Consider the following 25651-nt stretch of genomic DNA (forward strand, 5'->3'; position numbering starts at 1 on the left):
CTGCGTTTAGAGGACTTGCCGCAGGAACGCCTGGGCTCGCGGATCCTTCGGCGCGTCGAAGAATTCCGTCGGCGAAGCATCTTCCAGCAGTTTGCCGTGATCGAAGAACAGCACCCGGTCCGCCACTTCCCGGGCAAAGCCCATTTCGTGGGTCACGCAGACCATGGTCATGCCTTCCACGGCCAGATTCTTCATCACGTCCAGCACTTCACCGACCATTTCCGGGTCGAGGGCCGAGGTCGGCTCGTCGAACAGCATGACCTTCGGGTCCATCGCCAACGCCCGGGCAATCGCCACGCGTTGCTGCTGACCGCCGGACAGACGCGAAGGGTATTCGCGGGCCTTCTGCGCAATCCCGACCTTCTCCAGCAACGCCAGGGCCTTGGCCTCGCTTTCCTTCTGGCCGCGCTTGCGCACGACTTTCTGCGCCAGGCACAGGTTTTCCAGCACGGTCATGTGCGGGAACAGATTGAAATGCTGGAACACCATGCCGACTTCGCGGCGGTAGGCGTTGACGTCGGTTTTCGGGTCGGCCAGTTGCAGGCCGTCGATGCTCACCGAACCGGAATCGAACTCTTCCAGGCCATTGAGGCAGCGCAGGAAGGTCGACTTGCCGGAACCGGACGGGCCGAGCACCACCAGCACTTCGCCCTTGGCCACATTGGTGCTGACGTGATCCACGGCGCGCACCACCTGACCCCGGGTGTCGAAGACTTTTACCAGATCGCGGACTTCAATCACTTTGCGCGAGCCTCCGCTCAAGCCGGCTGGCGATTTTCGACAGCGGCAGGTTGATCAACAGGTACAGGCCGGCCACGCAGAACAGGATTTCGAACGGCGAAAACGAGGTGGTGATCACTTCACGGCCGCTCTTCAGCAGCTCAGTAATCGCAATCACCGACACCAGCGAAGTGTCCTTCACCAGACTGATGAACTGTCCGGCCAGCGGCGGCAGCACGCGTTTGAACGCCTGCGGCAGCACCACATGGCGCATCGACTGGCCGGCGCTCAGACCCAGCGAACGGGCCGCTTCGTTCTGCCCGCGGGCAATCGACTGCACGCCGGAACGGATGATTTCCGCCACGTAGGCGCCGGTGAACAGCGACAGCGCAGCGATCCCGGCGAACTCCCGGGACAGGTTCATCACCGTGCCGATGAAGAAGTAGAAAATGAAGATCTGCACCAGCAGCGGCGTGCCGCGCACCAGTTCGACATAGATCGTCGACAGGTCGCGCAGGGTCGGGTTGCTCGACAAGCGGCACAGCCCGGTCGCCAGACCGATCAGCAGCCCCAGCACGCCGGACACCACCGACAGCCAAAGCGTCGTCCACAGGCCCCACAGCAGCGGCCCCGCCGCCCAATGCCGGGTCACACCCACGACGTCGCCTTCAGCCACATCGTCGCCCTGGGCGAATTGCAGGCTGTTTTCGTCGACGGTCAGGTGCTGCTCGTCACCGGCATCGTTGCGCAGGGTAACCTGCGCGCTGCCGCCCTTGCGCACCAGTTCGCTGACGGTGGAGATGTCAGTCGCGCGCTGGGTTTCCTCGGCCTGATAGGCGAAGTACTGCGGCACGCGGTTCCAGCGCCATTCGTAGGACATCAGCGACGTGGCGTAATACAGCGCGCCAGCCAGGCCGACCAGCACCAGCACGGTCAGGACGTGCCAGGGCCATTGGGCTTTTTTCTGTTTCATGGGTTTAGCGAAATCCGAAAGTTGTGTCGCCGGGGAGGCCGCCTTCGCGGGCAAGCCCGCTCCCACAAGGGACCGGGTCAGACACACCGATCACTGTGGGAGCGAGCTTGCTCGCGAATGGGGCGACTCGGTCTATAGGACCGAGTTATTCCATGTCCTTGAGCCACTCGGTGCTCTTGAACCACTTGTCATGGATGCGATCGTAGGTGCCGTCTTCGTGGATCTGGTGCAGGAAGTTGTTGATGAAGTTGATGCTGTCGTAGTCACCCTTCTTCAGACCGAAGGCCAGCGGCTCGTAGGTGAACGGCTTGTCGAGGAACACCAGTTTGCCGGCGCCGACCTTGTTCACCGCGACCACGTTGTACGGCGCGTCGTAGATGAAGGCGTCAGCCTTGCCGTTGACCACGTCGAGCACGGCTTCCTGCTCGTTGTCGTAGCCGTGGTACTTGGCCTTGGCGATCAGCTTCTTGGCGACCATTTCGCCGGTGGTGCCGAGTTTGGAGGTGATGCGGTAGTCGGCGGTGTTCAGGTCTTTATAGGACTTGATGGTGCCTTCCAGCTCCTTGCGGATCAGCAGGGTCTGGCCGACCACAATGAACGGTTCGCTGAAGTTCAGGCGCAGGTTGCGTTCCTGGGTCAGGGTCATGCCGCTGCCGATCATGTCGAACTTGTCGGTCATCAGCGCCGGGATGATACCGTCGTAACCGGTCGAAACCAGCTCCAGCTTGACGCCCATGGCCTTGGACATGGCTTTGAGGATGTCGACTTCGAAACCGATGATCTCGCCGCGCTTGTTAGTCATCTCGAACGGCATGTAGGTCGGGTCCATGCCGACTTTCAAGGTGCCGCGCTTGACCGCGTCATCGATTGCGCCGGCCTGCGCCGCATTGACTGCAACCAGTGCCGTGACGCCGACCAGCAGCATCGACAGATACTTCTTCATCTTCAAGTCCCCAAAACCATTGCGTTTGCGGCGCGAAAACCGACAGAGATGGACAAAAGTGTCCGGGTGCGCCAATTCGGGGACGGATGCTAACGCACTCGTCCGTTTGCACAAGGTTTTTTCATGAGTGGCTGACCGATGCCAGCATTCGGCAGGCAAAAAAAACCCCGCTTTCGCGGGGTTTCTTCATCAGGCCGGTTGCGCCTGCAAACTCACAGGCTTGAGCGGCAGCAACGGCGCATGGGGATCGGCTTTCACCGAAGCCCGCCATGCATCCAGCCACTCGGCGTGACCTTCGGCCCACACCTGCTCATGCAGACGGGCCAGGGCCACCGGATCGCTCAGCAGTTGCAGGCGATCATGGTTGTTCAGCCCGGCCGGGCCGACCTTGATCGCGTGACGCACACGCTCCTGACGCAGCCACTCGATCGGCTCGGCCTGACCGTGACGCGAGGTCGCCAGCGAGCACGCCAGGGCGTTCTGTTGTGGATCGACCACGGCGCGGACGAAGCCGTCGTTCAGCGCGTGCCAACGGTTTTCGTGAGTGTACTGATCGGTAGCCAGCAGTGCCTGTGGCGGATTGTATTCCTCGGGGATGAGGAACAGGCTCTCGTCACGGGATTTGAGGCCCAGGCCCACACGACTGGAAATCACCGACACCGGAATCGACAGCATCAGCGAACCGACGATCGGCACCAGCCACCACAGGAAGCTCGGGTTCAGCCAGATCACCAGCAGCGCCCAGAAGAAGCCCAGCAGGGTCTGCGGACCGTGGCGCTTGACTGCTTCGCTCCATGGCGTGGAGTCGTCGTCACGCTGCGGCGAGTTCCAGGTCGCGGCCCAGCCGAGGAACGCGGCCAGGACGAAGCGGGTGTGGAAAATCATCCGCACTGGCGCCAGCAACATGGAGAACAGCATCTCCAGCAGCATCGACAGGGTCACCTTGAACTTGCCGCCGAACTCTTTCGCGCCCTTGGCCCAGATCAGGATGATGCTCAACAGCTTCGGCAGGAACAACAGCACGATGGTCGTCGAGAACAGCGCGATCGCCTTGTCCGGGTGCCATTGCGGCCACAGCGGATAGAGCTGGCGCGGTTCGAGGAAGTACTGCGGCTCCATCAGCGTGTTCACCGCCAGCAGCGCGGTGGACAGCACCAGGAAGAAGAACCACAGCGGTGCCGACAGGTAAGACATAACGCCGGTCAGGAACACCGCGCGGTGCACCGGGTGCATGCCTTTAACCAGGAACAGGCGGAAGTTCATCAGGTTGCCATGGCACCAGCGACGATCACGCTTGAGTTCGTCGAGCAGGTTCGGCGGCAGTTCTTCGTAGCTGCCCGGCAGGTCGTAGGCAATCCACACGCCCCAGCCGGCACGGCGCATCAGCGCGGCTTCGACGAAGTCGTGAGAAAGGATCGCACCGGAGAACGCACCTTTGCCCGGCAACGGCGCCAGGGCGCAGTGGTCGATGAACGGCTTCATGCGGATGATCGCGTTGTGACCCCAGTAGTGGGATTCACCCAGCTGCCAGAAGTGCAGGCCGGCAGTGAACAGCGGGCCGTAAACGCGAGTGGCGAACTGCTGCATGCGCGCATACAGCGTGTCCATGCCCGAAGCGCGCGGCGCGGTCTGGATGATGCCCGCGTCCGGAGTCGCCTCCATCAGGCGCACCAGACTGGTCAGGCACTCGCCGCTCATCACCGAGTCGGCGTCGAGCACGACCATGTACTTGTAGTCACCACCCCAGCGACGGCAGAAGTCGTCGAGGTTGCCGCTTTTGCGTTTGACGCGACGACGACGGCGGCGATAGAAGATCTTGCCGAAGCCCTTGGCTTCACGGCAAACGTCCAGCCAGGCCTGTTGTTCGGCAACACAGATATCGGTGTCGTTACTGTCGCTGAGCACGAAGAAGTCGAAGCGATCCAGGTCACCGGTGGCCGCGACGGACTCGAAGGTCGCGCGCAGACCGGCGAACACCCGAGGCACGTCTTCGTTACAGATCGGCATCACCAGTGCGGTGCGCGCGTCTTTCGGAATCGGCTCGTTGCCAGCACTTTTACCGGAGATCCGGTATTTATCGTGGCCGGTGAGCAACTCGAGGAAGCCCATCAGCGCGGTCCAGAAACCGGCCGACACCCAGCAGAACAGAATCCCGAACATGATCAGGATGCTGGTCTGCAGCGCATACGGCAGCACTTGCGTGGCGGTTTGCAGCAGCGGTTGATGCAGGACTTCTTCCAGGTCGACGAACGACCAGCCCTGGTACGGCATGATGCCTTTCATGTACCAGCCGGCGACGATGGTCTGGCCGAGCATCAGGATCAGCAGGATGTAGCGACGGATCGAACCGACGGTGCGCCAGCGGGCGGCCGGCAGCACGTTCTGGTCTTTCGGCGGCTGCGGCGGGTTGGTCCGGCCGGTCAGGCGACGCCAGCCACGCACCAGGATATTGGTGCGCCATGGCTCCGGCACGACCTTGGTCCGACGGATCGGCGGCGTGGCCTTGAGGCTGACCCGGCCGCTGGCGTCGAGCACCAGCATTTCCGCGTCTTCCAGCTCTTCGGCAGTGCTCAGGGTCAGGCGCTTGCCCACCGAAGCCTGGGCGGCTTCGGTCGGCGCGTCGAACGTCGAGGACGACAGGCGTTGATGCAATTCGCTGAAGGACTGGCAGCCCGCGAGTTCCGCGCGCTGCTCGTCGGTCATCGGCAGATGCGCCAGATACTCGGACAGAGTCTCTGGCTGTACTTGAGAGTTACTCATCGGCAGGCAACTGATAGCTCCAGGTCTCGGTCAGGACTTCTTCAGTCGAGGCCGGTTCCGGTGTGGCTGGGGCCGCGTCCGCAGCCGCTGGCTGCTTGGCGTCTTTGTTGGCCTTGTCCTTGGCATCTGCCGCTGGCTTGGCGTCGGCCTGTTTGGCTTCGGCGGCCTTGGCTTCCTTGTCGGCTTTTTCCTGTTGCTTGGCGGCGATCTTGTCGGCCTTGGCAACCGAGGAGTTGGAAGCCGGCAGCGAGGTCTTGGCCAGATCGGCCGGAACGATGTTCTGCACCAGTGCGGCACGCATCTCGGTCGACTTGCTCGCGTCCTTGATCTTCATCCGCAGGGTCAGGCGCCAGCCCTTGGTTTCAGGGTTGTAGCGCACGCTGTTCTCGACCAGTTCGGCGTTGTCGCCGACGCTGACCTGGCTGCGAACGTCCGCATCCGGGGCCAGAGCCGCCAGGGACGGGCCTTCGAAATCGACCAGATAGGCAACGCTGCCATCCGGCTGACGGATCAGGTTCGATTGCTTGACGTCACCAGTCGAACGCAGGGTCTGCTTGACCCAGGCGCTGTCCGGCGCGTGAATCGCCGCTTCGTCCATGGTCCAGTGCATGCGGTAGGCGAAGTCCAGCGGCTGGCCTGGCTCCGGCAGTTTTTCCGGGTTCCAGAACGCAACGATGTTGTCGTTGGTTTCGTCGGCGGTCGGGATCTCGACCAGATCGACGGTACCTTTGCCCCAGTCGCCCTTCGGCTCGATCCAGGCGCTTGGACGCTTGTCGTAGCGGTCGTCGAGGTCTTCGTAGTGGCTGAAGTCACGGCCACGCTGCAGCAGACCGAAACCACGCGGGTTTTCGACGCTGAACTGGCTCACCGCCAGATGTTTAGGGTTGTTCAGAGGACGCCAGATCCACTCGCCGTTGCCGGCATGGATCGACAGACCGCTGGAGTCGTGCAGTTCGCGACGGTAGTTGAGCACTTTCGACGGCTGGTTGGCGCCGAACAGGAACATGCTGGTCAGCGGCGCGATGCCGAGCTTGCCGACCTTGTCACGCAGGAACATCTGACCTTTGACGTCGACAATGGTGTCGCTGCCCGGGCGCAGGATCAGGCGGTAGGCGCCGGTCGCGCGCGGCGAGTCCAGCAGGGCGAAGATCACCAGGTGCTTGTCGCCCGGCTTCGGCTGCTGAATCCAGAACTCGCGAAAACGCGGGAATTCTTCGCCGGACGGCAGAGCGGTATCGATCGCCAGGCCACGGGCCGACAGACCGTAGGTGTGACCCTTGCCGACGACGCGGAAGTAGCTCGCGCCCAGCATGGTCATGATTTCGTCTTGCTTGTCAGCCTTGTTGATCGGGTACAGCACACGGAAACCGGCATAGCCCAGTTGTTCGGTGGCCTTAGGATCGAACTGCAGATCGCCGAAATCGAAACGGCTCGGATCGTATTTGATCTCTTCGACGGTGTTCGCGGTGATTTCGTTGATTTTCACCGGCGTATCGAAGTGCATGCCCTGATGATAGAAGGACAGCTTGAACGGGTTCTTCTGGTCGGCCCATTCGGCTTTTTCGGTGCGGAAACGAATCTTCTGATAGTCCGCGAACTTCATGTCACGGAATTCGTTCGGCAGGTTGCTGCGCGGGGCTTCGAATTTTTGCCCGGCCAGCTCTTTGGCCTTGGCCGACACATCGTCAAGATTGAATGCCCAAAGCTGGCCGGCGCTGAGCAGGCAGAGCACTGCCGAGCCCGCTACCAGAGCGCTGCGCAAGCGTTTGGCAGACAATTTTGCTGCATTACAGGGACTAACAATCACGAGCAACCCTCGCCGAAAACAGATCAATAAACCAACGGCCAGATGAAGTGCCTGTGAGGTTTTCGGTACAAAAATACCGGCCTTGCAGGGCACCCTTGCCAAGTTGGCGAGCATTGTTCCGACTCCGCTGGGTCGAAATGATTCCCCAATCGGATCCGGACAAGTCTCTACCTAAGTCAAAATGGACCAACGAACGCTGATCCCCGTAGCGCGCGATTATCTAGTAGCCCGCGTGACAACGCATCAGGGGTAACAAAGTATTTATCGCGAAAATTCCCTGTTTTCAGTCGAAAAGCCCTTAAAAACTTGTTTCAAGCGCTTTCATGTCTGTAACAGGAAGGTTACCGGGCCATCGTTGACCAGGTGCACCTGCATATCCGCGCCGAATCTACCTGATGCCACAGTGCCATGCATCTGTTTCGCTTTGCTTAATAGATAGTCGAACAATTCCTCGCCCAGCGCCGGAGGGGCGGCGGTCGAGAAACTCGGACGCAGCCCGCTTTTGGTGTCGGCAGCCAGGGTGAACTGAGAGACCAGCAGCAGCCCGCCGCCCACATCCGCCAAAGACAGATTCATCTTGCCCTCGGCGTCACTGAATACTCGATAGTTAAGCAGCTTATGCAGAAGTTTGTCGGCGCTGGCCTGCGTGTCGTCGGGTTCGACCGCCACCAGCACCAGCAAACCCTGATCGACGCTGCCGACCACCTCCCCCGCCACTTCGACCCGCGCGCCTTTCACGCGCTGCAAAAGCCCCTTCATGCTTCTTCGGGCGGCAGGTCGAGCAGGCGCCGGGCCATTTTGCTGGCGGCGCGCACCAGTGCATCGGTGATGCCCGGTTCGGACGCAGCGTGACCGGCATCGCGGATCACCTGCAGCTCGCTGTTCGGCCAGGCCTGATGCAGCTCCCACGCATTGTCGAGCGGGCAGATCACGTCGTAACGGCCATGGATGATCACGCCCGGCAAATGAGCGATCTTGCCCATGTCGCGAATCAGCTGGTTCGGTTCGAGGAAGGCGTTGTTGGTGAAGTAGTGGCATTCGATCCGCGCAATCGACAAGGCGCGCTGCGGCTCGGAGAAACGGTCGACCACCAGCGGGTTCGGGCGCAGGGTCGCGGTGCGCCCTTCCCAGGTCGACCAGGCCTTGGCGGCATGCATCTGGGCGATCTGGTCGTTGCCGGTCAGGCGCTTGTGGAAGGCGCTGAGCAAATCGTCGCGCTCGTCCAGCGGGATCGGCGCGAGGTAGTCCTGCCAGTAATCGGGGAACAGACGGCTGGCCCCGGCCTGGTAGAACCATTCGATTTCCTGCGGACGGCAGAGAAAGATCCCACGCAGGATCAAACCATGCACACGCTCCGGGTGGGTCTGCGCGTAAGCCAGCGCCAGAGTCGAACCCCAGGAGCCGCCGAACAGCACCCATTTATCGATGCCCAGATGTTTGCGGATGCGCTCGAGGTCTTCGACCAGATCCCAGGTGGTGTTGTTTTCCAGACTGGCGTGGGGGGTGGAGCGTCCGCAACCACGCTGGTCGAAGGTGACGATGCGATACAGGTTCGGATCGAAGTAGCGACGGCTCTGGGCATCGCACCCGGCGCCCGGGCCACCATGGATGAACACCACCGGCAAACCTTCCGGTGAACCGCTTTCGTCGACGTACAGCGTATGGGTGTCGTCGACGGCCAGATCGTGCCGTGCGTGAGGTTTGATCTGCGGAAACAAAGTCTGCATTGCGCGCTCCGTAAGGGGTCGAGGTCATCCCTGGGGGGACTTCTATTATTCTGCCGTCCGGCATCATAAACCCGATTTACGTCAATGAGCATGCCCGCACGCTGTCACATTTTGTCAGCCATGAACCCCAGCAGGTTTTCGTAGAGGCGATCGACTTCGGCGGCCTGATGCCGCGCCCGCAGGCAGCCGTGCACCAGCCCTTCGCCGTAATACAGCGTGGCCTCGCCCCCGGCGGCGGACAGTCGTTCGGCGTAGCGCACACCGTCGTCGCGCAACGGATCGAACTGCGCCACGGCGATCCAGGCCGGGGGCAGTCCGCTGAAGTCATCGGCAAACAACGGCATGGCCCGGGCATTCGGCTGTGGCGTGCCGCGCAGGTACAACGCGTGATAACAATCCACGTCGCTGCTGGAGAGTAACGGCGCATCGCTGCACTCGCTGCGCGACGGCAGTTGTTCGTCACCGCCCAGTCCGGGATAGATCAGCACCTGGGCTTTAGGCGGCGCTTCGCCGGCATCGCGCAGGGCCAGGCACAACGCAGCAGCGAGATTGCCGCCGGCGCTGTCGCCGGCCACCAGCATGCGCTCGGGGTCGACGCCGAGCGATCCGCTGCGCAGGGCACGCCAGACACTCAGGCAATCGTCGAACCCGGCGGGAAACGGATGCTCGGGCGCCAGCCGATAATCCACCGCCACCACCATCGCCCCCAGCGCCATGGCCAGTTCGCAGCAGATGAAGTCGTGGGAATCGAGCCCGCCGACTACCCAGCCACCACCGTGCAGGTACACCACGCAAGACGGTGACGCCACGGGTGGGCGATAAGCGCGGACCGGCACCACGCCCAACCGAAAGTCCTCTACCTCAAGCCCTGCCGGCCGCGGCGGGGTGAACGCCCGGCACATCTCGTCATAGCCACGGCGCAATCCGGCGAAGCTGCTGTCATCACTGGCGAAGCTTTCGGTTCTGGCGACGAACGCCGCCATCGCCGGTGAAAGTGGATAACTGCCCATCAGTTTTTCAGGCTGGCCTGGACCGTGGCCACGCCGTCCTTGCCGTCGAAACTGCTGACCCCCGCCAGCCAGCGCTGCAGATCTTGCGGATGCTCACGCAGCCAGGTCTTCGCCACTTCCTGAGGTGTCTTGCGCTCCATGATCGGCACCATCAGCTGGCTTTCCTGGGCGGCGGTGAAGGTCAGGTTTTCCAGCAGTCGATGAACGTTCGGGCAGCGCTCGGCGTAGTCCGGCGCGGTGACGGTGGAAACGGTGGCGGCGCCTTCGTTCGGGCCGTAGACGTCTTCGCTGCCGGTCAAGTAGGTGATTTTCATGTTGATGTTCATCGGGTGCGGCGTCCAGCCGACGAACACCACGAATTCCTTGCGGTTCACCGCCCGCTGCACGGCGGCGAGCATGCCGGCTTCACCGGACTCGATGATCTTGAAATCCTTCAGGCCGAAATGGTTGGTTTCGATCATGGTCTTGATCGTGGTGTTGGCGCCGCTGCCAGGCTCGATGCCGTAGATCTTGCCGCCGAGCTGATCCTTGAATTTTGCGATGTCGCCGAAGGTTTTCAGCCCTGCCGCCGCGACGTAATCCGGCACTGCCAGCGTCGCCTGAGCATCCGCCAGGCTTGGCTTGTCCATCACTTTGACTTGATTGGCAGCCAGGAACGGCGCGATGTTCTTGTCCATCGCCGGCTTCCAGTAACCGAGGAAGATATCCAGGCGTTTATCGCGGATGCCGGCAAAGATGATTTGCTGCACGGCGCTGGTCTGCTTGCTTTCATAACCGAGACCGTTGAGCAGCACGTCGGCCATGCCGCTGGTGGCGATCACGTCGGTCCAGTTGACCACGCCCATGCGCACGGTTTTGCAGGATGCATCATCGGAAGCCATGGCGCCGGCGCTGAGCAGCGCACTGCCGGTGAGGATTAACGCACAACGAGTGAACAGTTTTTTCATGTGGGATCGTCTCGTGCGGCAGCGGTTTATTGTTCGGATCGGTGTCTTCTTGCACCGTGGCCGAAACATTACGCAGCAGGCGAGACGGAAAAGCGACCTGTGGCGACCGGGATTTGCACGGTGGCGACAGGCGCTCTCCAAAACAGACTCAGTTGTAGTGCTTTGCGCCCCAGGCGAGCAGCCCTTGCAGCAACTCCTTGAGCACCACCCGCGTCGGCTCCGCCAGATCGGCGCGGTAGCGGAACGGTTCGAACTCTTCCATATAGGTGCACTGGCCCAGCTCCAGTTGCACGGCGTGGATGTTTTCGGCCGGGTTGCCGTAGTGACGGGTGATGTGGCCGCCCTTGAAGCGTCCGTTCAGCACATGGCTGTAATCGCCGTGGCGTGCGCAGATTGCTTCCAGTTGCGTGGCCAGTTGTGGATCGCAACTGGCACCGTTGAAGGTGCCGAGGTTGAAGTCCGGCAGCTTGCCGTCGAACAGGTGCGGGATGATCGAACGGATCGAGTGCGCATCGAACAACAGTGCGTAACCAAACTCGGCCTTCAGCCGCGCCAGCTCTTCCTGCAAGGTGCGGTGGTACGGCGTCCAGATCTGCTCAAGGTACGTCGCGCGTTCTTCTTTCGACGGTTCCTTGCCTTCCTTGAACAACGGAATGCCATCGAACAGCGTCGCCGGGTACAGCCCGGTGGTGGCGCCGGCATACAACGGCTTGTCGTCGGATGGCCGGTTCAGATCGATGACGAACCGCGAATACTCGGCCGCCAGGGTGCTGGCGCCCAGTTCGGCGGCGAAATCGTAGAGCTGCGGAATATGCCAGTCGGTGTCCGGCAGGCTTTTCGCGTCCGGGATCAACCCGGCCTCGACCGCCGGGGTCAGGCGCACGCCCGCGTGAGGCATGCTGATCAGCAGCGGCACGCGACCTTGTTTGAAGTTCAGAACCTTATCCACAACCGCTCTCCTACAGACTTGATTCAACGCCGTGACGCACGACGCGTTTGTCCAGTTCACCACCCAGCCAGTAAGCCAGATCCGCCGGCCGGTCGATCTGCCAGGCGACGAAATCCGCGACCTTGCCGACTTCCAGCGAACCGTGGGTATCGGCCATGCCGAGGGCTTGCGCCGCATGAATGGTGGCACCGGCCAGAGCTTCTTCCGGGGTCATGCGGAAACAGGTGCAGGCCATGTTCAGCATCAGGCGCAACGACAGTGCCGGCGAGGTGCCGGGGTTGAGGTCGCTGGCAATGGCGATCTTCACCTTGTGCTTGCGCAGGGCTTCCATTGGCGGCAATTGGGTTTCACGCAGGAAGTAAAACGCCCCCGGCAACAACACCGCGACGGTATCGGACCTGGCCATGGCGATGGCGTCGTCTTCATCCATGAACTCCAGGTGATCGGCGGACAACGCGTGATAGCGCGCCGCGAGGCTGGAGCCGTGCAGCGACGACAATTGCTCGGCGTGCAGCTTCACCGGCAGACCCAGTTTTTGCGCGGTGATGAACACACGCTCGACCTGCTCCGGGGAGAACGCCAGGTATTCGCAGAAAGCATCCACCGCGTCCACCAGCCCTTCGGCGGCCAGTGCGGGCAGCATTTCGGCGCAGATGTGATCGATGTAATCGTCAGCGCGATCCTTGTATTCCGGCGGCAACGCGTGAGCCGCCAGACAGGTGCTGCGTACGCTGATCGGCAGTTCGTCGGCGAGGCGGCGGATGACCCGCAGGATCTTGCGCTCGCTGGCCAGGTCGAGACCGTAGCCGGATTTCATTTCGACCGTGGTCACGCCGTCGCGCATCAGGCTTTTCAGGCGTTTGGCGGCGCTGGCGAACAGCTCGTCTTCCGAGGCTTCACGCGTCGCCCGCACGGTGCTGGCGATGCCGCCACCGGCTGCGGCGATCTCGGCGTAACTGACGCCTTGCAGGCGCTTCTCGAATTCACCGCTGCGGTTACCGCCGAACACGGTGTGGGTGTGGCAGTCGATCAGGCCGGGGGTGACCCACGCGCCTTGCAGATCGTTGACCGCCGGGTATTCGCCCGACGGCAATTGAGTGCGCGGGCCGATCCACTCGATGTGTGCACCGGACGTCACGATGGCCGCATCCTCGATGATCGAGTAGACGCCTTGCGCCATGGTTGCGACGTGGCAGTGTTGCCAGAGGGTTTTCATCCCTTAGTCTCCACAGTATTCAGAATCGAATCGCCAGCAGGCTGGCTCCCACGGGTTGCGCGGTGCTCTTGTGGGAGCCAGCCTGCTGGCGATGAGTGCATCACAGGCTCGGCAGCAACTTCGCCGGAACCAGTTCAGTCAAGATGCGCGAAGCCAGCAATTCGGTCGCCGCATTGATGTCCGGCGCAAAGAAGCGGTCCTTCTCGTAGAACGGCACTTCACGACGCAGAATGCCCCGGGCCTTTTCCAGTTTGGTCGAGGTCTTCAGGCCGTTGCGCAGGTCCAGACCCTGCACCGCCGCCAGCCATTCCACCGCGAGAATGCCGCGCGTGTTCTCGGCCATTTCCCACAGGCGTTTGCCGGCGGCCGGAGCCATCGACACGTGGTCTTCCTGGTTGGCGGAGGTCGGCAAGCTGTCCACCGAATGTGGATGAGCCAGTGCCTTGTTCTCGCTGGCCAGTGCGGCCGCAGTCACCTGGGCGATCATGAAGCCGGAGTTCACCCCGCCGTTGGCCACCAGGAACGGCGGCAGTTGCGACATGTGCTTGTCCATCATCAAAGAGATGCGACGCTCGCTCAGGGAACCGATTTCGGCGAGGGCCAACGCCATGTTGTCAGCAGCCATGGCCACCGGCTCGGCGTGGAAGTTGCCACCGGAAATCACGTCGCCTTCGGCGGCGAATACCAGCGGGTTGTCGGATACAGCGTTGGCTTCGATCACCAGCACCTCTGCGGCCTGACGGAACTGGGTCAGGCAAGCGCCCATGACTTGCGGCTGGCAGCGCAGCGAGTACGGGTCCTGGACCTTTTCGCAGTTCTGGTGCGAGTCGGACACTTCGCTGCGCTCGCCCAGCAGATCGCGGTAGGCAGCGGCGGTGTCGATCTGGCCTTTCTGGCCACGGGCGGCGTGGATGCGGGCGTCGAACGGCGAGCGCGAACCCAGTACCGCTTCAACTGTAAGACCGCCCAGCGCCAGCGCGCCGGCGAACAGGTCTTCACCTTCGAACAGACCGCGCAAAGCGAATGCGGTAGACACCTGCGTGCCGTTGAGCAGCGCCAGACCTTCTTTCGCGGCCAGGGTCAGCGGGGTCAGACCGGCGACTTTCAGCGCTTCGGTGGCTTCCATCCACTCGCCCTTGTAGCGCGCCTTGCCCTCACCCAGCAGCACCAGAGACATGTGCGCCAATGGCGCGAGGTCACCGGAGGCACCGACCGAACCTTTCAACGGAATGTGCGGGTAAACCTCGGCATTGATCAGCGCGATCAGCGCATCGATCACCACACGGCGGATACCAGAGAAACCACGGCTGAGGCTGTTGACCTTGAGCACCATGATCAGGCGCACCAGCTCATCGCTGATCGGCTGGCCGACGCCGGCGGCGTGGGACAGCACCAGCGAGCGCTGGAGGTTTTCCAGGTCTTCGCTGGCGATGCGGGTCGAGGCCAGCAGGCCGAAACCGGTGTTGATGCCGTAAGCGGTGCGGTTCTCGGCGAGGATCTGCTCGACGCAGGCGACGCTGGCTTCGATCTGTGCGCTGGCGCTGTTGTCGAGGGTCAGCTTGACCGGTTGCTGATAGACATCACGCAGTTGGGCCAGGCTCAGTTGGCCGGGAATCAGGTTCAGCGCAGTCATTTAAATGCTCCTTTTGAGGCATTGTTATTAACTACCAGTCGCTCCGGAGCATTCCGTTATCCGTCGCTTCTCGTCTTTTGGACGATCCGCGCCTTGGCACGCTGGTATGGGTAATTGTCAGTGCAAATTCGGCAGTACGTGGTGCAGCAGATCCGGGTCTTTCAACACGCTCGCGGCAGCGGCGATATCCGGCGCCAGCCAACGGTCCTGATCGTAGGCCGGGACCTTCTCGCGCAGCAGTCGCCACGCCACATCGGTGCCGGCGCCGAAGCGTTGTTCCTTGAGAAATTCAAAGGCCTGAGCCGCCAACAGGTACTCGATGGCGAGGATCTGCGTGCAGTTTTCCAGTGCGCGATGCAGCTTCAGCGCGGCGTTGGTGCCCATGCTCAGGTGGTCTTCCTGCAGACCGGAAGTGACGTAGTTGTCGAGCACCGCCGGTTGCGCCAACTGGCGGTTTTCCGCGCACAGCGACGCGGCGACGTATTGCACGATCATCATCCCGGAGTTCACCCCCGGATTGGCCACCAGAAACGCCGGCAGACCGCTGACGTGCGGGTTGATCAGACGGTCCAGACGCCGCTCGGCAATCGAGCCGATTTCGGCCATTGCGATCGCCAGCAAATCCGCCGCCAGCGCTACCGATTGTCCGTGCGGGTTGGCCTGGGACATCACCCGGAAGTTGTCCGGCGTACCCAGCAGCAACGGGTTGTCGGTGCAGCCGTTGAGTTCGGTTTCGATCTGTTTGATCGCGTGTTGCAGTTGATCGCGCGCGGCACCGTGCACCTGCGGGATCGAGCGGATGCTCAGCGCATCCTGAGTGCGAATGCCTTTGCTCTTCGCGATCACTTCACTGCCATCGAGCAGCGCCCGCAGATTGACGCCGACCTGTTGCATGCCCGGGTGCGGCTTGAGCGCGATGATCTCGGCGTCGAATGCGGCGATCTGGCCGCGCTGAGCTTCGAAACTCATGGCGCCGACCACGTCTGCCCATTGCACCAGACGCGTGGCATCGGCAATCGCCAGGCAACCGAGACCGGTCATGCATGGCGTGCCGTTGACCAGGCACAAACCGTCCTTCGCCCCGAGCTGCACCGGTTGCAGGCCTTCTTCGGCCAACGCCTGCTGCGCGGAAATCACTTGCCCGCGATAGCTGACATTGCCCACGCCCAACAGCGTGATACCGATGTGAGCCATGTGGGTCAGGTAACCGACCGAACCCTGGGACGGCACTTGCGGGGTGATGCCGCGATTGAGCAACGCCAGCAGTGCTTCGACCACTTGCCGATGAATCCCGGATTTGCCGTGGCTGTAATTGCGGATCGCGGCGCACATGATGGCGCGGGTCTGCTCGTCGGCCAGTACCGGGCCGACGCCGCAGGCGTGGCTGAGCAAGGTGTTACGCGACAACTGACTGAGTTGTTCGCCCTGCAACGAGACGTTGGACAGACCGCCCAGCCCGGTGTTGACGCCATAGGCGCGCTCGCCGCTGGCGACGATACGCTGGACGATGCCCTGAGCATTTTCGATGCGCGCCCAGGTCTGTGCCGACAGCTCGAGCTGCGCGCCGTGACGGGCTACCGCGACCACATCCTGCCAGCGCATCGGAGCGTCGGCGATAACGATTTTTTCAGCCTGGGACATCTAGAACCTCTTTAACCTGATCGTCACGGAATGCACTCCCACGCAGACGGTTCGACGTGGGAACGAACCTCAAACTACCGCCGCCCGCCGCTGCACGAAGCGGTCGACATATTCGTCCGCCGGCGAATGCAGGATCTCTTTCGGCGTACCGACCTGGATCAGGCGGCCGTCCTTGAGGATCGCGATGCGGTTGCCGATGCGCACGGCCTCGTCGAGGTCGTGGGTGATGAAGACGATGGTCTTGTGCAGAGTCTTTTGCAGCTCCAGCAACTGGTCCTGCATCTCGGCGCGGATCAGCGGGTCGAGGGCGCTGAACGCCTCGTCCATCAGGATGATGTCGGTGTCTGCCGCAAGCGCGCGGGCCAGGCCGACACGCTGGCGCATGCCGCCGGAGAGCTGGTGCGGGTATTTGTTTTCGTAGCCCTTGAGGCCCACGGTATTGATCCAGTGCAGCGCGCGCTCGGCGCACAGTTGCTTGCTCTCGCCGCGCACTTTCAGGCCGTAGGCGACGTTGTCGAGCACGGTCTTGTGGGGCAGCAGGCCGAAGCTCTGGAACACCATGCTGATCTTGTGCCGGCGAAATTCGCGCAGGGCGTCCATGTCGTATTGCAGGATGTCCACGCCGTCCACCAGGATCGCGCCGCTGGTCGGGTCGATCAGGCGGTTGAAGTGGCGCACCAGCGTGGATTTGCCGGAGCCGGACAGGCCCATGATCACGAAGATTTCGCCGGTGCCGATGCTCAGGGACAGGTCGTTGACCCCGACCACGCAACCGGTCTCGTTCAGCACCTGATCCTTGGTCTTGCCCTGGCCGACCATCGCCAGTGCATCCTTGGACCGGTTGCCGAAAATCTTGAAGACGTTTTTGACTTCGATCTTGCTCACGGTTGCGTTGCTCATTTGCTCACCTCATGCCGTGGCCGACCGTACGCCTGGGTAATGCGGTCGATGACCACTGCGAGAATCACGATCGCCAGACCGGCTTCAAGACCGCGTCCGACGTTGAGGGTCTGGATGCCTACCAGCACATCTTCACCCAGGCCACGGGCGCCGATCATGGAGGCGATCACCACCATCGACAGGGCCATCATGGTGGTCTGGTTGATCCCGGCCATGATGCTCGGCAGGGCCAGCGGCAGTTGCACGCCGAACAGTTGCTGCCAGCGGTTGGCGCCGAAAGCGTTGATGGCTTCCATCACTTCACCGTCGACCTGGCGGATGCCCAGATCGGTCAGGCGGATCAGCGGCGGTGCGGCGTAGATCACGGTGGCGAAAATCGCCGGCACCTTGCCCAGGCCGAACAGCATCAGCACCGGGATCAGGTACACGAAGCTGGGCATGGTCTGCATGATGTCGAGCAGCGGCATCAGGAACGAACGCAGGCGATTGCTGCGGGCCGAGAGGATCCCCAGCGGCACACCGATCAGCACCGAGATGACCGTGGCGACCATCATCAGCGCCAGTGTCTGCATGAGTTTGTCCCAGAGGCCGACGGCGCCGACCAGGAACAGCAGGCCAACGATCACAGCGGTGGTCACGACCTTGCGCGTGGCGTGCCAGGCAACGCCCGCGACGATGGCCAGCATCAGCCACCACGGCGCGGCGCGCAGCAGGCCTTCAAGGTTGACGATGGCCCACAGCAGGGTGTCGGAGATATGGCGGAACACGTCACCGTAGTTGGTGACCAGTGCATCGACCCAACCGTTGACCCAGTCGGCGATGGAAAACGTAAAGCGTTCGGGAAACATAAGCGGCTCTCAATCAGAAATCTCAATCAAGCGATGACGGCAATTCTCCCGGCCAGCCTCACGGTTAGCCGGGAGGTATCGACCTACAGCGCCGCGTCGATTTTCTTGGCAGCGTCGTCGCTGACCCACGCATGCCAGACCTCAGGATGTTCCTTGAGGAAGATTTTCGCCAGCTTCGGCGACTCGATCCGCTCCTTGGTCATGCGGCCCAGGTTCTGGTTCAGCAGGTCGATCGGCAGGTTGACCTTTTCCAGCACGGCCACCAGCTCGGGGGCTTCCTCGTGGAAAGTCTTGGACAGGCCGACCTTGATGGTCACGCGCTTGTCGACGCCCGGTTTCTCTTCCAGTTTGACCGCGTCGATCTGGCCCATCAGCGGGGTTGGCGACCAGTAGTAGAACAGGATCGGCTCGCCGCGCTTGTAGCTCGACAGCACCGCCGCATCCAGCGCCGGGCCGGTGCCCGGACGGAAGTTGGTGTAGCTGTTTTCCAGGCCGTAGCTTTTCAGCATTTCGCTGTTGTCCAGCTCGCAGGTCCAGCCGGCCGGGCAGTTGTAGAAGCGGCCCTTGGAAGGCTCTTCGGCGTCCTTGAAGATCGCCGAGTATTTGCCCAGATCAGCGATGTTTTTCAGGTCCGGGGCCTTGGCTTCGATCTTGCGCTTGGCATCGCCTTCGATCACGTAGCGCGGCACGTACCAGCCTTCCACCGCACCGACGACAGGCGCGCCGACACCGACGACCTTGCCGGCCTTCTCGGCCTTGTTCCAGACCTCGCTGCGGCCGACCCACTCTTCGGCAAAAACTTGAATATCGTTGCTGCTCAGGGCGTTTTCCATGGTGATGGAGTTGCCCGGCAGGCTGTCGGTCTTGCAGTCGTAACCTTTCTCCAGCACGACCTGCAGCACGTCGGTCAGCAACATCGCGCTTTCCCAGTTCAGGCCGGCGAATTTCACCGGTTTGCCGGATTCGCACCAGCCGGCGGCCTGGGTGGCACCGGCACTGGCCAGCAGGCCCATGGACAGCAATGTGGTCAGCAGGGTCTTGTTCGATTTCATTGTTGTGACGCTCCTAATCATGAATTGGCTTACGGCAGTTCAAGAGGCATCCAGCCCTGTCCACGTCCAGATCAGGCCTGCGCCGCAGCGCGGCCGGTCCCGTTTGCTTCAGGTTGTACAACGCTGTTCTGCTCGACCGGCAGAATCAGGTGATCGGGCACGCTGCCGTGCCATTTCTTTGCGCACACGTAGTAAAGCGCAGCGGGCAGCACCAGACCGATGATCCACGAGATGTCCACATCACCCAGTGCGGCCACCAGCGGACCGGTATAGAACTTGGTGGAGATGAACGGCAGCTGCACCAGCACACCGAACACATAGACGCTGATCCCGAGGAGGTTCCAGCGACCGTAGCGACCGTTCGGGTCGGCCAGCGCCGGGACGTCGTAGTGCTCACGGGTAATGCAGTAGTAGTCCACGAGGTTGATCGCGCTCCACGGCGTGAAGAACGCCAGCAGGAACAGGATGAAAGACTTGAAGGCACCGAGGAACGAGTGCTGGCCGAGCAAGGCGATCAGGGTCGCGGCACCGACGATCACCAGCACGAACACCAGGCGCTGCATCCGGGTGACCGTCAGGTGGCCACGGAAGCCGCTGATGATGGTCGCGATGCACATGAAGCTGCCATAGGAGTTCAGGGTGGAGATGGTCACCTTGCCGAACGCGATGCTGAAATACAGCAGCGCAGCGGTGGCACCGGTGCCGCCCAGACCGACGATGTAAGCCACTTCATGGCCGGCGAACTGGCCGTTGGCCGAAGCCGCCGCGAACACGCCGAGGATCATCGCCACTTGCGCGCCGATCACCGAGCCGGCGCCGGCAGCAAAGAAGGTTTTCACCGAAGAAACCTTGCTCGGCAGATAACGCGAATAGTCCGCCACGTAAGGGCCGAAGGCGATCTGCCAGGACGCGGCCAACGACACCGCCAGCAGGAAACTGCTCCAGCTGAAGTGACGGATTTGCAGGAGTGCGCCGACGTCCACTTGACTCAGCAGACGGCTGAACAGATAAACAAAAGCGATCACGCCAATGACACTGGCGATACGGCCGATCCAGTGGATCACCCGATAGCCGAGCACCGTGACCACCACAATGACGCTGGCGAACAGCAGGATGCCGACGGTGTCGCTGACCCCGAACAACTGGCCCAGCGCCTGACCGGACAGCACCGTGCCGGTGGCGGTGAAGCCGAGGTACATCAGGCACACCAGCACGATCGGAATCGCCGCGCCATACACCCCGAACTGCACACGGCTGGAGATCATCTGCGGCAGGCCCAGCTTCGGCCCTTGCGCCGCGTGCAGCGCCATGACGCCGCCGCCCAGCAGTTGACCAATCAACAGACCGATCAGCGACCAGAACACATCACCGCCCAGCACCACGGCCAGGGCCCCGGTGACAATCGCGGTGATTTGCAGGTTGGCACCCATCCACAGGGTGAACTGACTGAATAGACGACCGTGTCTTTCCGCTTCCGGGATGTAGTCGATCGAACGCCTTTCGATCAACGGTTTGTTGCTTGCACGATCGGTGTTGCCAGCCATGATTCAACCTCTGTGGATTGTTCTGGGTTTTGTTGTTGTATTGGCTTGAGCGGGAGCGAGCACGCTCGCTCCCGCCGTTTTTTATTTGCCGGTGATCATCGGCAGGTTCAGCCCTTGCTCCCTGGCGCAGTCGATGGCGATCTGGTAACCGGCATCGGCGTGACGCATGACGCCAGTGCCCGGGTCGTTGTGCAGCACACGAGCGATACGCTCGGCTGCTTCATCCGTACCGTCGCAGACGATCACCATGCCCGAGTGTTGCGAGAAGCCCATGCCGACACCGCCGCCGTGGTGCAGCGAGACCCAGGTCGCACCGCTGGCGGTGTTGAGCAAGGCGTTGAGCAGTGGCCAGTCGGAGACGGCATCGGAACCGTCCTGCATCGATTCGGTTTCGCGGTTCGGGCTGGAGACCGAGCCGGAGTCGAGGTGGTCGCGACCGATCACGATCGGCGCCGACAGCTCGCCGCGACGGACCATTTCGTTGAACGCCAGACCGAGCTTGGCGCGCTGGCCCAGACCCACCCAGCAGATACGCGCCGGCAGGCCCTGGAAGCTGATGCGCTCGCGAGCCATGTCCAGCCAGTTGTGCAGGTGCGCGTCGTCCGGGATCAGTTCCTTGACCTTGGCGTCGGTCTTGTAGATGTCCTGCGGATCACCCGACAGCGCCGCCCAACGGAACGGGCCGATGCCACGGCAAAACAGCGGACGGATGTAGGCCGGTACGAAACCCGGGAAGTCGAAGGCGTTTTCCACGCCCTCTTCCTGAGCCATCTGGCGGATGTTGTTGCCATAGTCGAAGGTCGGGATGCCTTGTTTCTGGAAATCCAGCATGGCTTTGACGTGGACGGCCATCGATTGCTTGGCGGCTTTGATTACAGCGGCCGGTTCGGTCTTGGCGCGGGCGCGGTATTCGTCCCAGGTCCAGCCGGCCGGCAGGTAACCGTTGAGCGGGTCGTGGGCGCTGGTCTGGTCGGTGACCATGTCCGGGCGCACACCGCGACGGACCAGTTCCGGGAGGATTTCGGCGGCGTTGCCCAGCAGCGCAATGGAGATGGCCTTGCCTTCTTTGGTGTACTTCTCGATGCGCGCCAGGGCGTCGTCGAGGTCTTTGGCCTGCTCGTCGACGTAACGGCTTTTCAGGCGGAAATCGATGCTCACCTGCTGGCATTCGATGTTCAGCGAGCAGGCACCGGCCAGGGTCGCGGCCAGCGGCTGGGCGCCGCCCATGCCGCCAAGGCCGGCGGTCAGGACCCAGCGGCCCTTGAGGTTGGAATCGTAATGCTGGCGACCGGCTTCGACGAAGGTTTCGTAGGTGCCCTGCACGATGCCCTGGCTGCCGATGTAGATCCAGCTGCCGGCGGTCATCTGGCCGTACATGGCCAGGCCCTTGGCGTCGAGTTCGTTGAAGTGTTCCCAAGTCGCCCAGTGCGGCACCAGGTTGGAGTTGGCGATCAGCACGCGCGGGGCGTTGCTGTGGGTCTTGAACACGCCGACCGGCTTGCCGGATTGCACCAGCAGGGTCTCGTCGTCATTCAGGTTGGTCAGGCTTTCGACGATCTTGTCGTAGCACTCCCAGTTACGCGCGGCGCGGCCGATGCCACCGTAGACCACCAGTTCTTTCGGGTTTTCGGCCACTTCCGGGTCGAGGTTGTTCATCAGCATGCGCAGCGGCGCTTCGGTCAGCCAGCTCTTGGCGGTCAGCTTGTTGCCGCGTGCGGCGCGTATTTCGACATTGCGGAATTTTGTAGGCTTGTTGTCAGTCACGAAAAAGACTCCTCAGCGATCAATTCAAACCAACCCTGGCGGTGGGCAAGCGGCTTGTGCGCTTCAATGCGCGACAAGCGAATCAGGGACGCTGCGGAGAACCTCTGACGACTCATACGCATACGTCTTTACTTGTACATACAAGCATATGCAATCGAGCGGCCAACTTTTTGGGGGGCTGTTCAACAAAAACGCCGGGCAAGTCTGGAGGACGCCTGAATCAAGGGTTGTGGCGTGTATGAATTTTTTCGCGAGATGGGTTTGAACAAGCGGAAGGCGAGTTCATGTGCGTGGTTTTGCGCCACGCTGGGGCGTTCGGTAACAAGTTGGTGCGCGTTCGGGAACGTCGGGATGAAAAAAACCGCCGCTCTCAACAGCCCCTACAGGCACTGTTCAAAGCGGCGGTTTTTCACGAGTCGGATCAGCGTGCAGTCAGTTCGATCACACAGCAGCCCGCGTTGACGGCGATTTCCACCAGACCGGTGTTGCCGTCCAGTTGCAGGCAATCATGTCGACCAAGCTGCGCAGCGCTGTCACCGACCCGCACTTGCAGCAACTCGCTGACACTGAAAACGAGAACGGTGCCGGCGGAGCTGAAAAACCGTTGCTCGCCATCCAGCCACTGCAAGCGTGCGCTGTAACGCTGCGGCGCGTAGATCAGGTTGAAATCGCGAATCGCCCCGCCGAGCAAGGTGCAGGACACCTGGCTTTCACCGCTGAAGGCAAACGGGTCGAGGGGTAACAACGGACGGGTGTCGTCACCGTCGACACACAGGGTCATACCGTCGCCCTGCAACACCGTGATCACCCGTTGATAACCGGTGAACGTCGAGAAACCACCGGATTCGGCGATGTCGGCAATCGACAGGCGCCAGCCGAAACCGTCGAGGCCGGCACCGGCGTCACGGGTGATTTCCTCGGTGCTGCCGCCGCCGTTTTTCCACGGCATGCGCGGGTAACCTTCGGCGCGTAAAACCTTCAACTCTTTCATTTATGGAACCGACCTTCCAGACGATGACGGGAACCGGGGTGGATCAGGCGCGCTGCCGTTACTGGCTGACGACCCGACCAGGTGCGGCGACGGATCAGCAGGCACGGCTCGCCTTTTTCGATCTGCAGCAATTTGCATTCGGACGGCTCGGCGAGGATCGCTTCGACCACATGCTCGCCTTCGGTCAGCGGCGCAACCTGGTTCAGATAGGCGTAAGGCGTTTGCAGGGTGAAGTCCTGCTTGAGGTATTCCGGGGCGACCAGCGCGTTGACGAAACGGTCTTCGATCTGCACCGGAATGTCGTTTTCGTAATGCACGATCAGCGAGTGGAACACCTTCTGCCCTTCGCGCATATCCAGCGCCAGCGCACGTTCGGAACCAGCGGCCTCTTCCTCCAGAGTGATCACCTGGCAGGTGTGGCGATGGCCACGGGAGGCGATTTCGTCGGCGATGTTGTGCACTTCGAACAGCGCGGACTGGCTCTTCGGCTCGGCGACGAAGGTGCCAACGCCTTGCATGCGCACCAGCAGACCGTCGGCGGTCATTTCCCGCAGCGCGCGGTTGATGGTCATGCGGCTGAAGCCCAACTGGCTGACCAGCTCGCTTTCCGACGGCACGCGATAATGCGGCGGCCAGTTACCACTGTCGATCTGCTGGGTGATCATCTGTTTGACGCGGGCGTACAAGGGCGCCGGACTGTCGCCCATGTTCGCGGCCAACGGAGAAACTGGAGGCGGAGTCGGCACGATGGATCCCTGTTCATTGGATAAGGTTGCTAGCTTGCCGGAGTTTACCGAGCAGGCAAACGTCTGTATATGTATATACAAATAACACACGATGGGGTGCTGAACCATGTCCGCCTTCTTTGCCGAACGCGCGCTGCTGCCTAACGGATGGGCCAACAATGTACGTCTCGAGGTCAGCGCCGACGGCGTATTGACCCGAATTCAGGCCGATTCCACCGCAGACGGCGCCGAACGGCTGAGCGGTCCGCTGCTGCCCGGCATGCCGAATCTGCACTCCCACGCGTTCCAGCGAGCGATGGCCGGGCTGGCGGAAGTGGCCGGCAATCCCAATGACAGTTTCTGGACCTGGCGCGATCTGATGTACCGGCTCGTCGGAAAAATCAGCCCGGATCAGCTCGGCGTGATCGCCCGCCAGCTGTATATCGAAATGCTCAAGGCCGGTTACACCTCGGTCGCCGAATTCCATTACGTCCACCACGATCACAACGGTCAGCCGTACGCCGATCCGGCGGAGCTGGCGTTGCGCATCAGCCAGGCCGCCAGCTCCGCCGGCATCGGTCTGACTCTGTTGCCGGTGCTTTACAGCCACAGCGGTTTCGGCGGCCAGACGCCGAACGAAGGTCAGCGCCGATTCATCAACAGCACCGAAAACTACCTGAAACTGCAATCGCGCCTGCAACCTTTGCTGGCGCAGCAGAAGGCCCAGTCGCTGGGATTGTGTTTCCACTCGTTGCGCGCGGTCACCCCGCAACAAATCAGCGAAGTGCTGGCGGCCAGCGACAAGCAATGCCCGGTGCACATCCACATCGCCGAACAGCAGAAAGAAGTCGACGACTGCCTGAGCTGGAGCGGTCGCCGCCCGCTGCAATGGCTGTACGAAAACACCGAAGTCGATCAGCGCTGGTGCCTGGTCCACGCCACCCACGCCAATCCGGAAGAAGTCACGCTGATGGCCAAGAGTCGCGCCATCGCCGGCCTGTGCCTGACCACCGAGGCCAACCTCGGCGACGGGATTTTCCCGGCGGTGGATTTCCTCGCTCAGGGCGGACGCATGGGCATCGGTTCCGACAGCCATGTGTCGTTGAGTGTGGTGGAAGAATTGCGTTGGCTGGAATACGGCCAGCGTCTGCGCGATCAGCGGCGCAATCGTCTGTATGGCGCGGATCAGCCGATGGTCGGCCGCACGTTGTATGACGCGGCGCTGGACGGTGGAGCTCAGGCGCTGGGCCAGCCGATCGGCGCGCTGGAGGTCGGCAAACGCGCCGACTGGATTGTGCTCGATGGCACGGATCCGTACCTGGCCACGGCCAGCGGTGACGGGATCCTCAACCGCTGGCTGTTTGCCGGTGGCGACCGTCAGGTGCGCGACGTGCTGGTCAACGGCCAGTGGGTCGTTCGCGACGGGCGACATGCCGGGGAAGAGGACAGCAATCGCGCCTTCACCCAGGTGCTGCGAGAGCTTTTGGGCTGACACAAAAAA

21 protein-coding genes are annotated in these 25651 nt (G+C 62.0%); 1 reads left to right on the forward strand and 20 read right to left on the reverse strand.

What is annotated here, in order from left to right; genetic code table 11:
• Positions 1-6 precede the first annotated feature (6 nt).
• The 20 genes from AC07NR_RS15195 to hutC form a co-directional block, all read right to left on the reverse strand.
• The gene (locus AC07NR_RS15195) at positions 7-741 is read right to left on the reverse strand and encodes an amino acid ABC transporter ATP-binding protein (RefSeq protein WP_114881121.1); all 735 of its coding nucleotides are present in this window, start codon (positions 739-741) and stop codon (positions 7-9) included.
• A complete protein-coding gene (locus AC07NR_RS15200; RefSeq protein WP_007952431.1) occupies positions 734-1693 on the reverse strand; it encodes an amino acid ABC transporter permease in 960 nt (319 codons plus the stop codon). Before AC07NR_RS15200 ends, AC07NR_RS15195 begins: the two co-directional genes overlap by 8 nt.
• A gap of 145 nt (positions 1694-1838) precedes the next feature.
• Positions 1839-2636 (reverse strand): transporter substrate-binding domain-containing protein, encoded by a 798-nt coding sequence (locus tag AC07NR_RS15205; protein WP_085711037.1) that lies wholly within the window; start codon positions 2634-2636, stop codon positions 1839-1841.
• A 189-nt stretch (positions 2637-2825) separates the two neighbouring features.
• Positions 2826-5396, reverse strand: a complete 2571-nt coding sequence (mdoH, locus tag AC07NR_RS15210; RefSeq protein WP_119429550.1) for a glucans biosynthesis glucosyltransferase MdoH — start codon at positions 5394-5396, stop codon at positions 2826-2828.
• Positions 5389-7203, reverse strand: a complete 1815-nt coding sequence (locus tag AC07NR_RS15215) for a glucan biosynthesis protein G (RefSeq protein ID WP_085711291.1) — start codon at positions 7201-7203, stop codon at positions 5389-5391. The genes mdoH and AC07NR_RS15215 overlap by 8 nt, the downstream gene beginning before the upstream one ends.
• 321 nt (positions 7204-7524) lie before the next feature.
• On the reverse strand, positions 7525-7962 hold the full coding sequence (dtd, locus tag AC07NR_RS15220) for a D-aminoacyl-tRNA deacylase (RefSeq protein WP_065260939.1): 438 nt from the start codon (positions 7960-7962) through the stop codon (positions 7525-7527).
• Positions 7959-8930: a prolyl aminopeptidase gene (pip, locus tag AC07NR_RS15225; RefSeq protein WP_007952436.1), complete on the reverse strand. Its 972-nt coding sequence runs from the start codon at positions 8928-8930 to the stop codon at positions 7959-7961. Before pip ends, dtd begins: the two co-directional genes overlap by 4 nt.
• A 104-nt stretch (positions 8931-9034) precedes the next feature.
• Positions 9035-9940, reverse strand: a complete 906-nt coding sequence (locus tag AC07NR_RS15230; protein WP_495078873.1) for an alpha/beta hydrolase — start codon at positions 9938-9940, stop codon at positions 9035-9037.
• Positions 9940-10887: a choline ABC transporter substrate-binding protein gene (locus AC07NR_RS15235; protein WP_085711033.1), complete on the reverse strand. Its 948-nt coding sequence runs from the start codon at positions 10885-10887 to the stop codon at positions 9940-9942. Before AC07NR_RS15235 ends, AC07NR_RS15230 begins: the two co-directional genes overlap by 1 nt.
• A 148-nt stretch (positions 10888-11035) precedes the next feature.
• Positions 11036-11836, reverse strand: a complete 801-nt coding sequence (hutG, locus tag AC07NR_RS15240) for an N-formylglutamate deformylase (RefSeq protein ID WP_134825198.1) — start codon at positions 11834-11836, stop codon at positions 11036-11038.
• A 10-nt stretch (positions 11837-11846) separates the two neighbouring features.
• Entirely contained in the window at positions 11847-13052 is a 1206-nt protein-coding gene (hutI, locus tag AC07NR_RS15245) for an imidazolonepropionase (RefSeq protein WP_495078874.1), read from the reverse strand.
• 100 nt (positions 13053-13152) lie between these two features.
• On the reverse strand, positions 13153-14685 hold the full coding sequence (gene hutH, locus AC07NR_RS15250; protein ID WP_495078875.1) for a histidine ammonia-lyase: 1533 nt from the start codon (positions 14683-14685) through the stop codon (positions 13153-13155).
• Positions 14686-14802: 117 nt separating this feature from the next.
• A complete protein-coding gene (gene hutH, locus AC07NR_RS15255) occupies positions 14803-16326 on the reverse strand; it encodes a histidine ammonia-lyase (RefSeq protein ID WP_495078876.1) in 1524 nt (507 codons plus the stop codon).
• A gap of 69 nt (positions 16327-16395) precedes the next feature.
• Positions 16396-17226 carry a quaternary amine ABC transporter ATP-binding protein gene (locus AC07NR_RS15260; protein WP_495078877.1) on the reverse strand — a complete coding sequence of 277 codons (831 nt, stop codon included), beginning with the start codon at positions 17224-17226 and terminating at the stop codon, positions 16396-16398.
• Positions 17223-18074, reverse strand: a complete 852-nt coding sequence (locus AC07NR_RS15265) for an ABC transporter permease (RefSeq protein WP_085711027.1) — start codon at positions 18072-18074, stop codon at positions 17223-17225. The genes AC07NR_RS15260 and AC07NR_RS15265 overlap by 4 nt, the downstream gene beginning before the upstream one ends.
• Before the next feature lie 83 nt (positions 18075-18157).
• The gene (locus tag AC07NR_RS15270) at positions 18158-19126 is read right to left on the reverse strand and encodes an ABC transporter substrate-binding protein (protein WP_085732540.1); all 969 of its coding nucleotides are present in this window, start codon (positions 19124-19126) and stop codon (positions 18158-18160) included.
• A gap of 71 nt (positions 19127-19197) precedes the next feature.
• A complete protein-coding gene (locus AC07NR_RS15275; RefSeq protein WP_495078878.1) occupies positions 19198-20670 on the reverse strand; it encodes a purine-cytosine permease family protein in 1473 nt (490 codons plus the stop codon).
• A gap of 81 nt (positions 20671-20751) precedes the next feature.
• On the reverse strand, positions 20752-22434 hold the full coding sequence (hutU, locus tag AC07NR_RS15280; protein ID WP_432218325.1) for a urocanate hydratase: 1683 nt from the start codon (positions 22432-22434) through the stop codon (positions 20752-20754).
• Between the two features lie 421 nt (positions 22435-22855).
• Positions 22856-23425 (reverse strand): HutD/Ves family protein, encoded by a 570-nt coding sequence (locus tag AC07NR_RS15285; protein WP_495078879.1) that lies wholly within the window; start codon positions 23423-23425, stop codon positions 22856-22858.
• Positions 23422-24132, reverse strand: coding sequence for a histidine utilization transcriptional repressor HutC (hutC, locus tag AC07NR_RS15290; RefSeq protein ID WP_162803449.1), 711 nt, complete (start codon positions 24130-24132; stop codon positions 23422-23424). The genes AC07NR_RS15285 and hutC overlap by 4 nt, the downstream gene beginning before the upstream one ends.
• A gap of 145 nt (positions 24133-24277) precedes the next feature.
• Between hutC and AC07NR_RS15295 the strand changes: the two genes are divergently transcribed.
• Positions 24278-25642 (forward strand): formimidoylglutamate deiminase, encoded by a 1365-nt coding sequence (locus tag AC07NR_RS15295; protein ID WP_495078880.1) that lies wholly within the window; start codon positions 24278-24280, stop codon positions 25640-25642.
• Positions 25643-25651: the final 9 nt, after the last annotated feature.

This window comes from Pseudomonas sp. GW821-FHT09C09 (assembly GCF_059418105.1).

What these genes read in the sequence shown, in the direction of transcription:
- AC07NR_RS15200 (WP_007952431.1), bottom strand. Translation starts at nt 1,693, where the DNA reads ATGAAACAGAAAAAAGCCCAATGGCCCTGGCACGTCCTGACCGTGCTG.
- AC07NR_RS15205 (WP_085711037.1), bottom strand. Translation starts at nt 2,636, where the DNA reads ATGAAGAAGTATCTGTCGATGCTGCTGGTCGGCGTCACGGCACTGGTT.
- mdoH (WP_119429550.1), bottom strand. Translation starts at nt 5,396, where the DNA reads ATGAGTAACTCTCAAGTACAGCCAGAGACTCTGTCCGAGTATCTGGCG.
- dtd (WP_065260939.1), bottom strand. Translation starts at nt 7,962, where the DNA reads ATGAAGGGGCTTTTGCAGCGCGTGAAAGGCGCGCGGGTCGAAGTGGCG.
- pip (WP_007952436.1), bottom strand. Translation starts at nt 8,930, where the DNA reads ATGCAGACTTTGTTTCCGCAGATCAAACCTCACGCACGGCACGATCTG.
- AC07NR_RS15230 (WP_495078873.1), bottom strand. Translation starts at nt 9,940, where the DNA reads ATGGGCAGTTATCCACTTTCACCGGCGATGGCGGCGTTCGTCGCCAGA.
- AC07NR_RS15235 (WP_085711033.1), bottom strand. Translation starts at nt 10,887, where the DNA reads ATGAAAAAACTGTTCACTCGTTGTGCGTTAATCCTCACCGGCAGTGCG.
- hutI (WP_495078874.1), bottom strand. Translation starts at nt 13,052, where the DNA reads ATGAAAACCCTCTGGCAACACTGCCACGTCGCAACCATGGCGCAAGGC.
- hutH (WP_495078875.1), bottom strand. Translation starts at nt 14,685, where the DNA reads ATGACTGCGCTGAACCTGATTCCCGGCCAACTGAGCCTGGCCCAACTG.
- hutH (WP_495078876.1), bottom strand. Translation starts at nt 16,326, where the DNA reads ATGTCCCAGGCTGAAAAAATCGTTATCGCCGACGCTCCGATGCGCTGG.
- AC07NR_RS15260 (WP_495078877.1), bottom strand. Translation starts at nt 17,226, where the DNA reads ATGAGCAACGCAACCGTGAGCAAGATCGAAGTCAAAAACGTCTTCAAG.
- AC07NR_RS15265 (WP_085711027.1), bottom strand. Translation starts at nt 18,074, where the DNA reads ATGTTTCCCGAACGCTTTACGTTTTCCATCGCCGACTGGGTCAACGGT.
- AC07NR_RS15270 (WP_085732540.1), bottom strand. Translation starts at nt 19,126, where the DNA reads ATGAAATCGAACAAGACCCTGCTGACCACATTGCTGTCCATGGGCCTG.
- AC07NR_RS15275 (WP_495078878.1), bottom strand. Translation starts at nt 20,670, where the DNA reads ATGGCTGGCAACACCGATCGTGCAAGCAACAAACCGTTGATCGAAAGG.
- AC07NR_RS15285 (WP_495078879.1), bottom strand. Translation starts at nt 23,425, where the DNA reads ATGAAAGAGTTGAAGGTTTTACGCGCCGAAGGTTACCCGCGCATGCCG.
- hutC (WP_162803449.1), bottom strand. Translation starts at nt 24,132, where the DNA reads ATGGGCGACAGTCCGGCGCCCTTGTACGCCCGCGTCAAACAGATGATC.
- AC07NR_RS15295 (WP_495078880.1), top strand. Translation starts at nt 24,278, where the DNA reads ATGTCCGCCTTCTTTGCCGAACGCGCGCTGCTGCCTAACGGATGGGCC.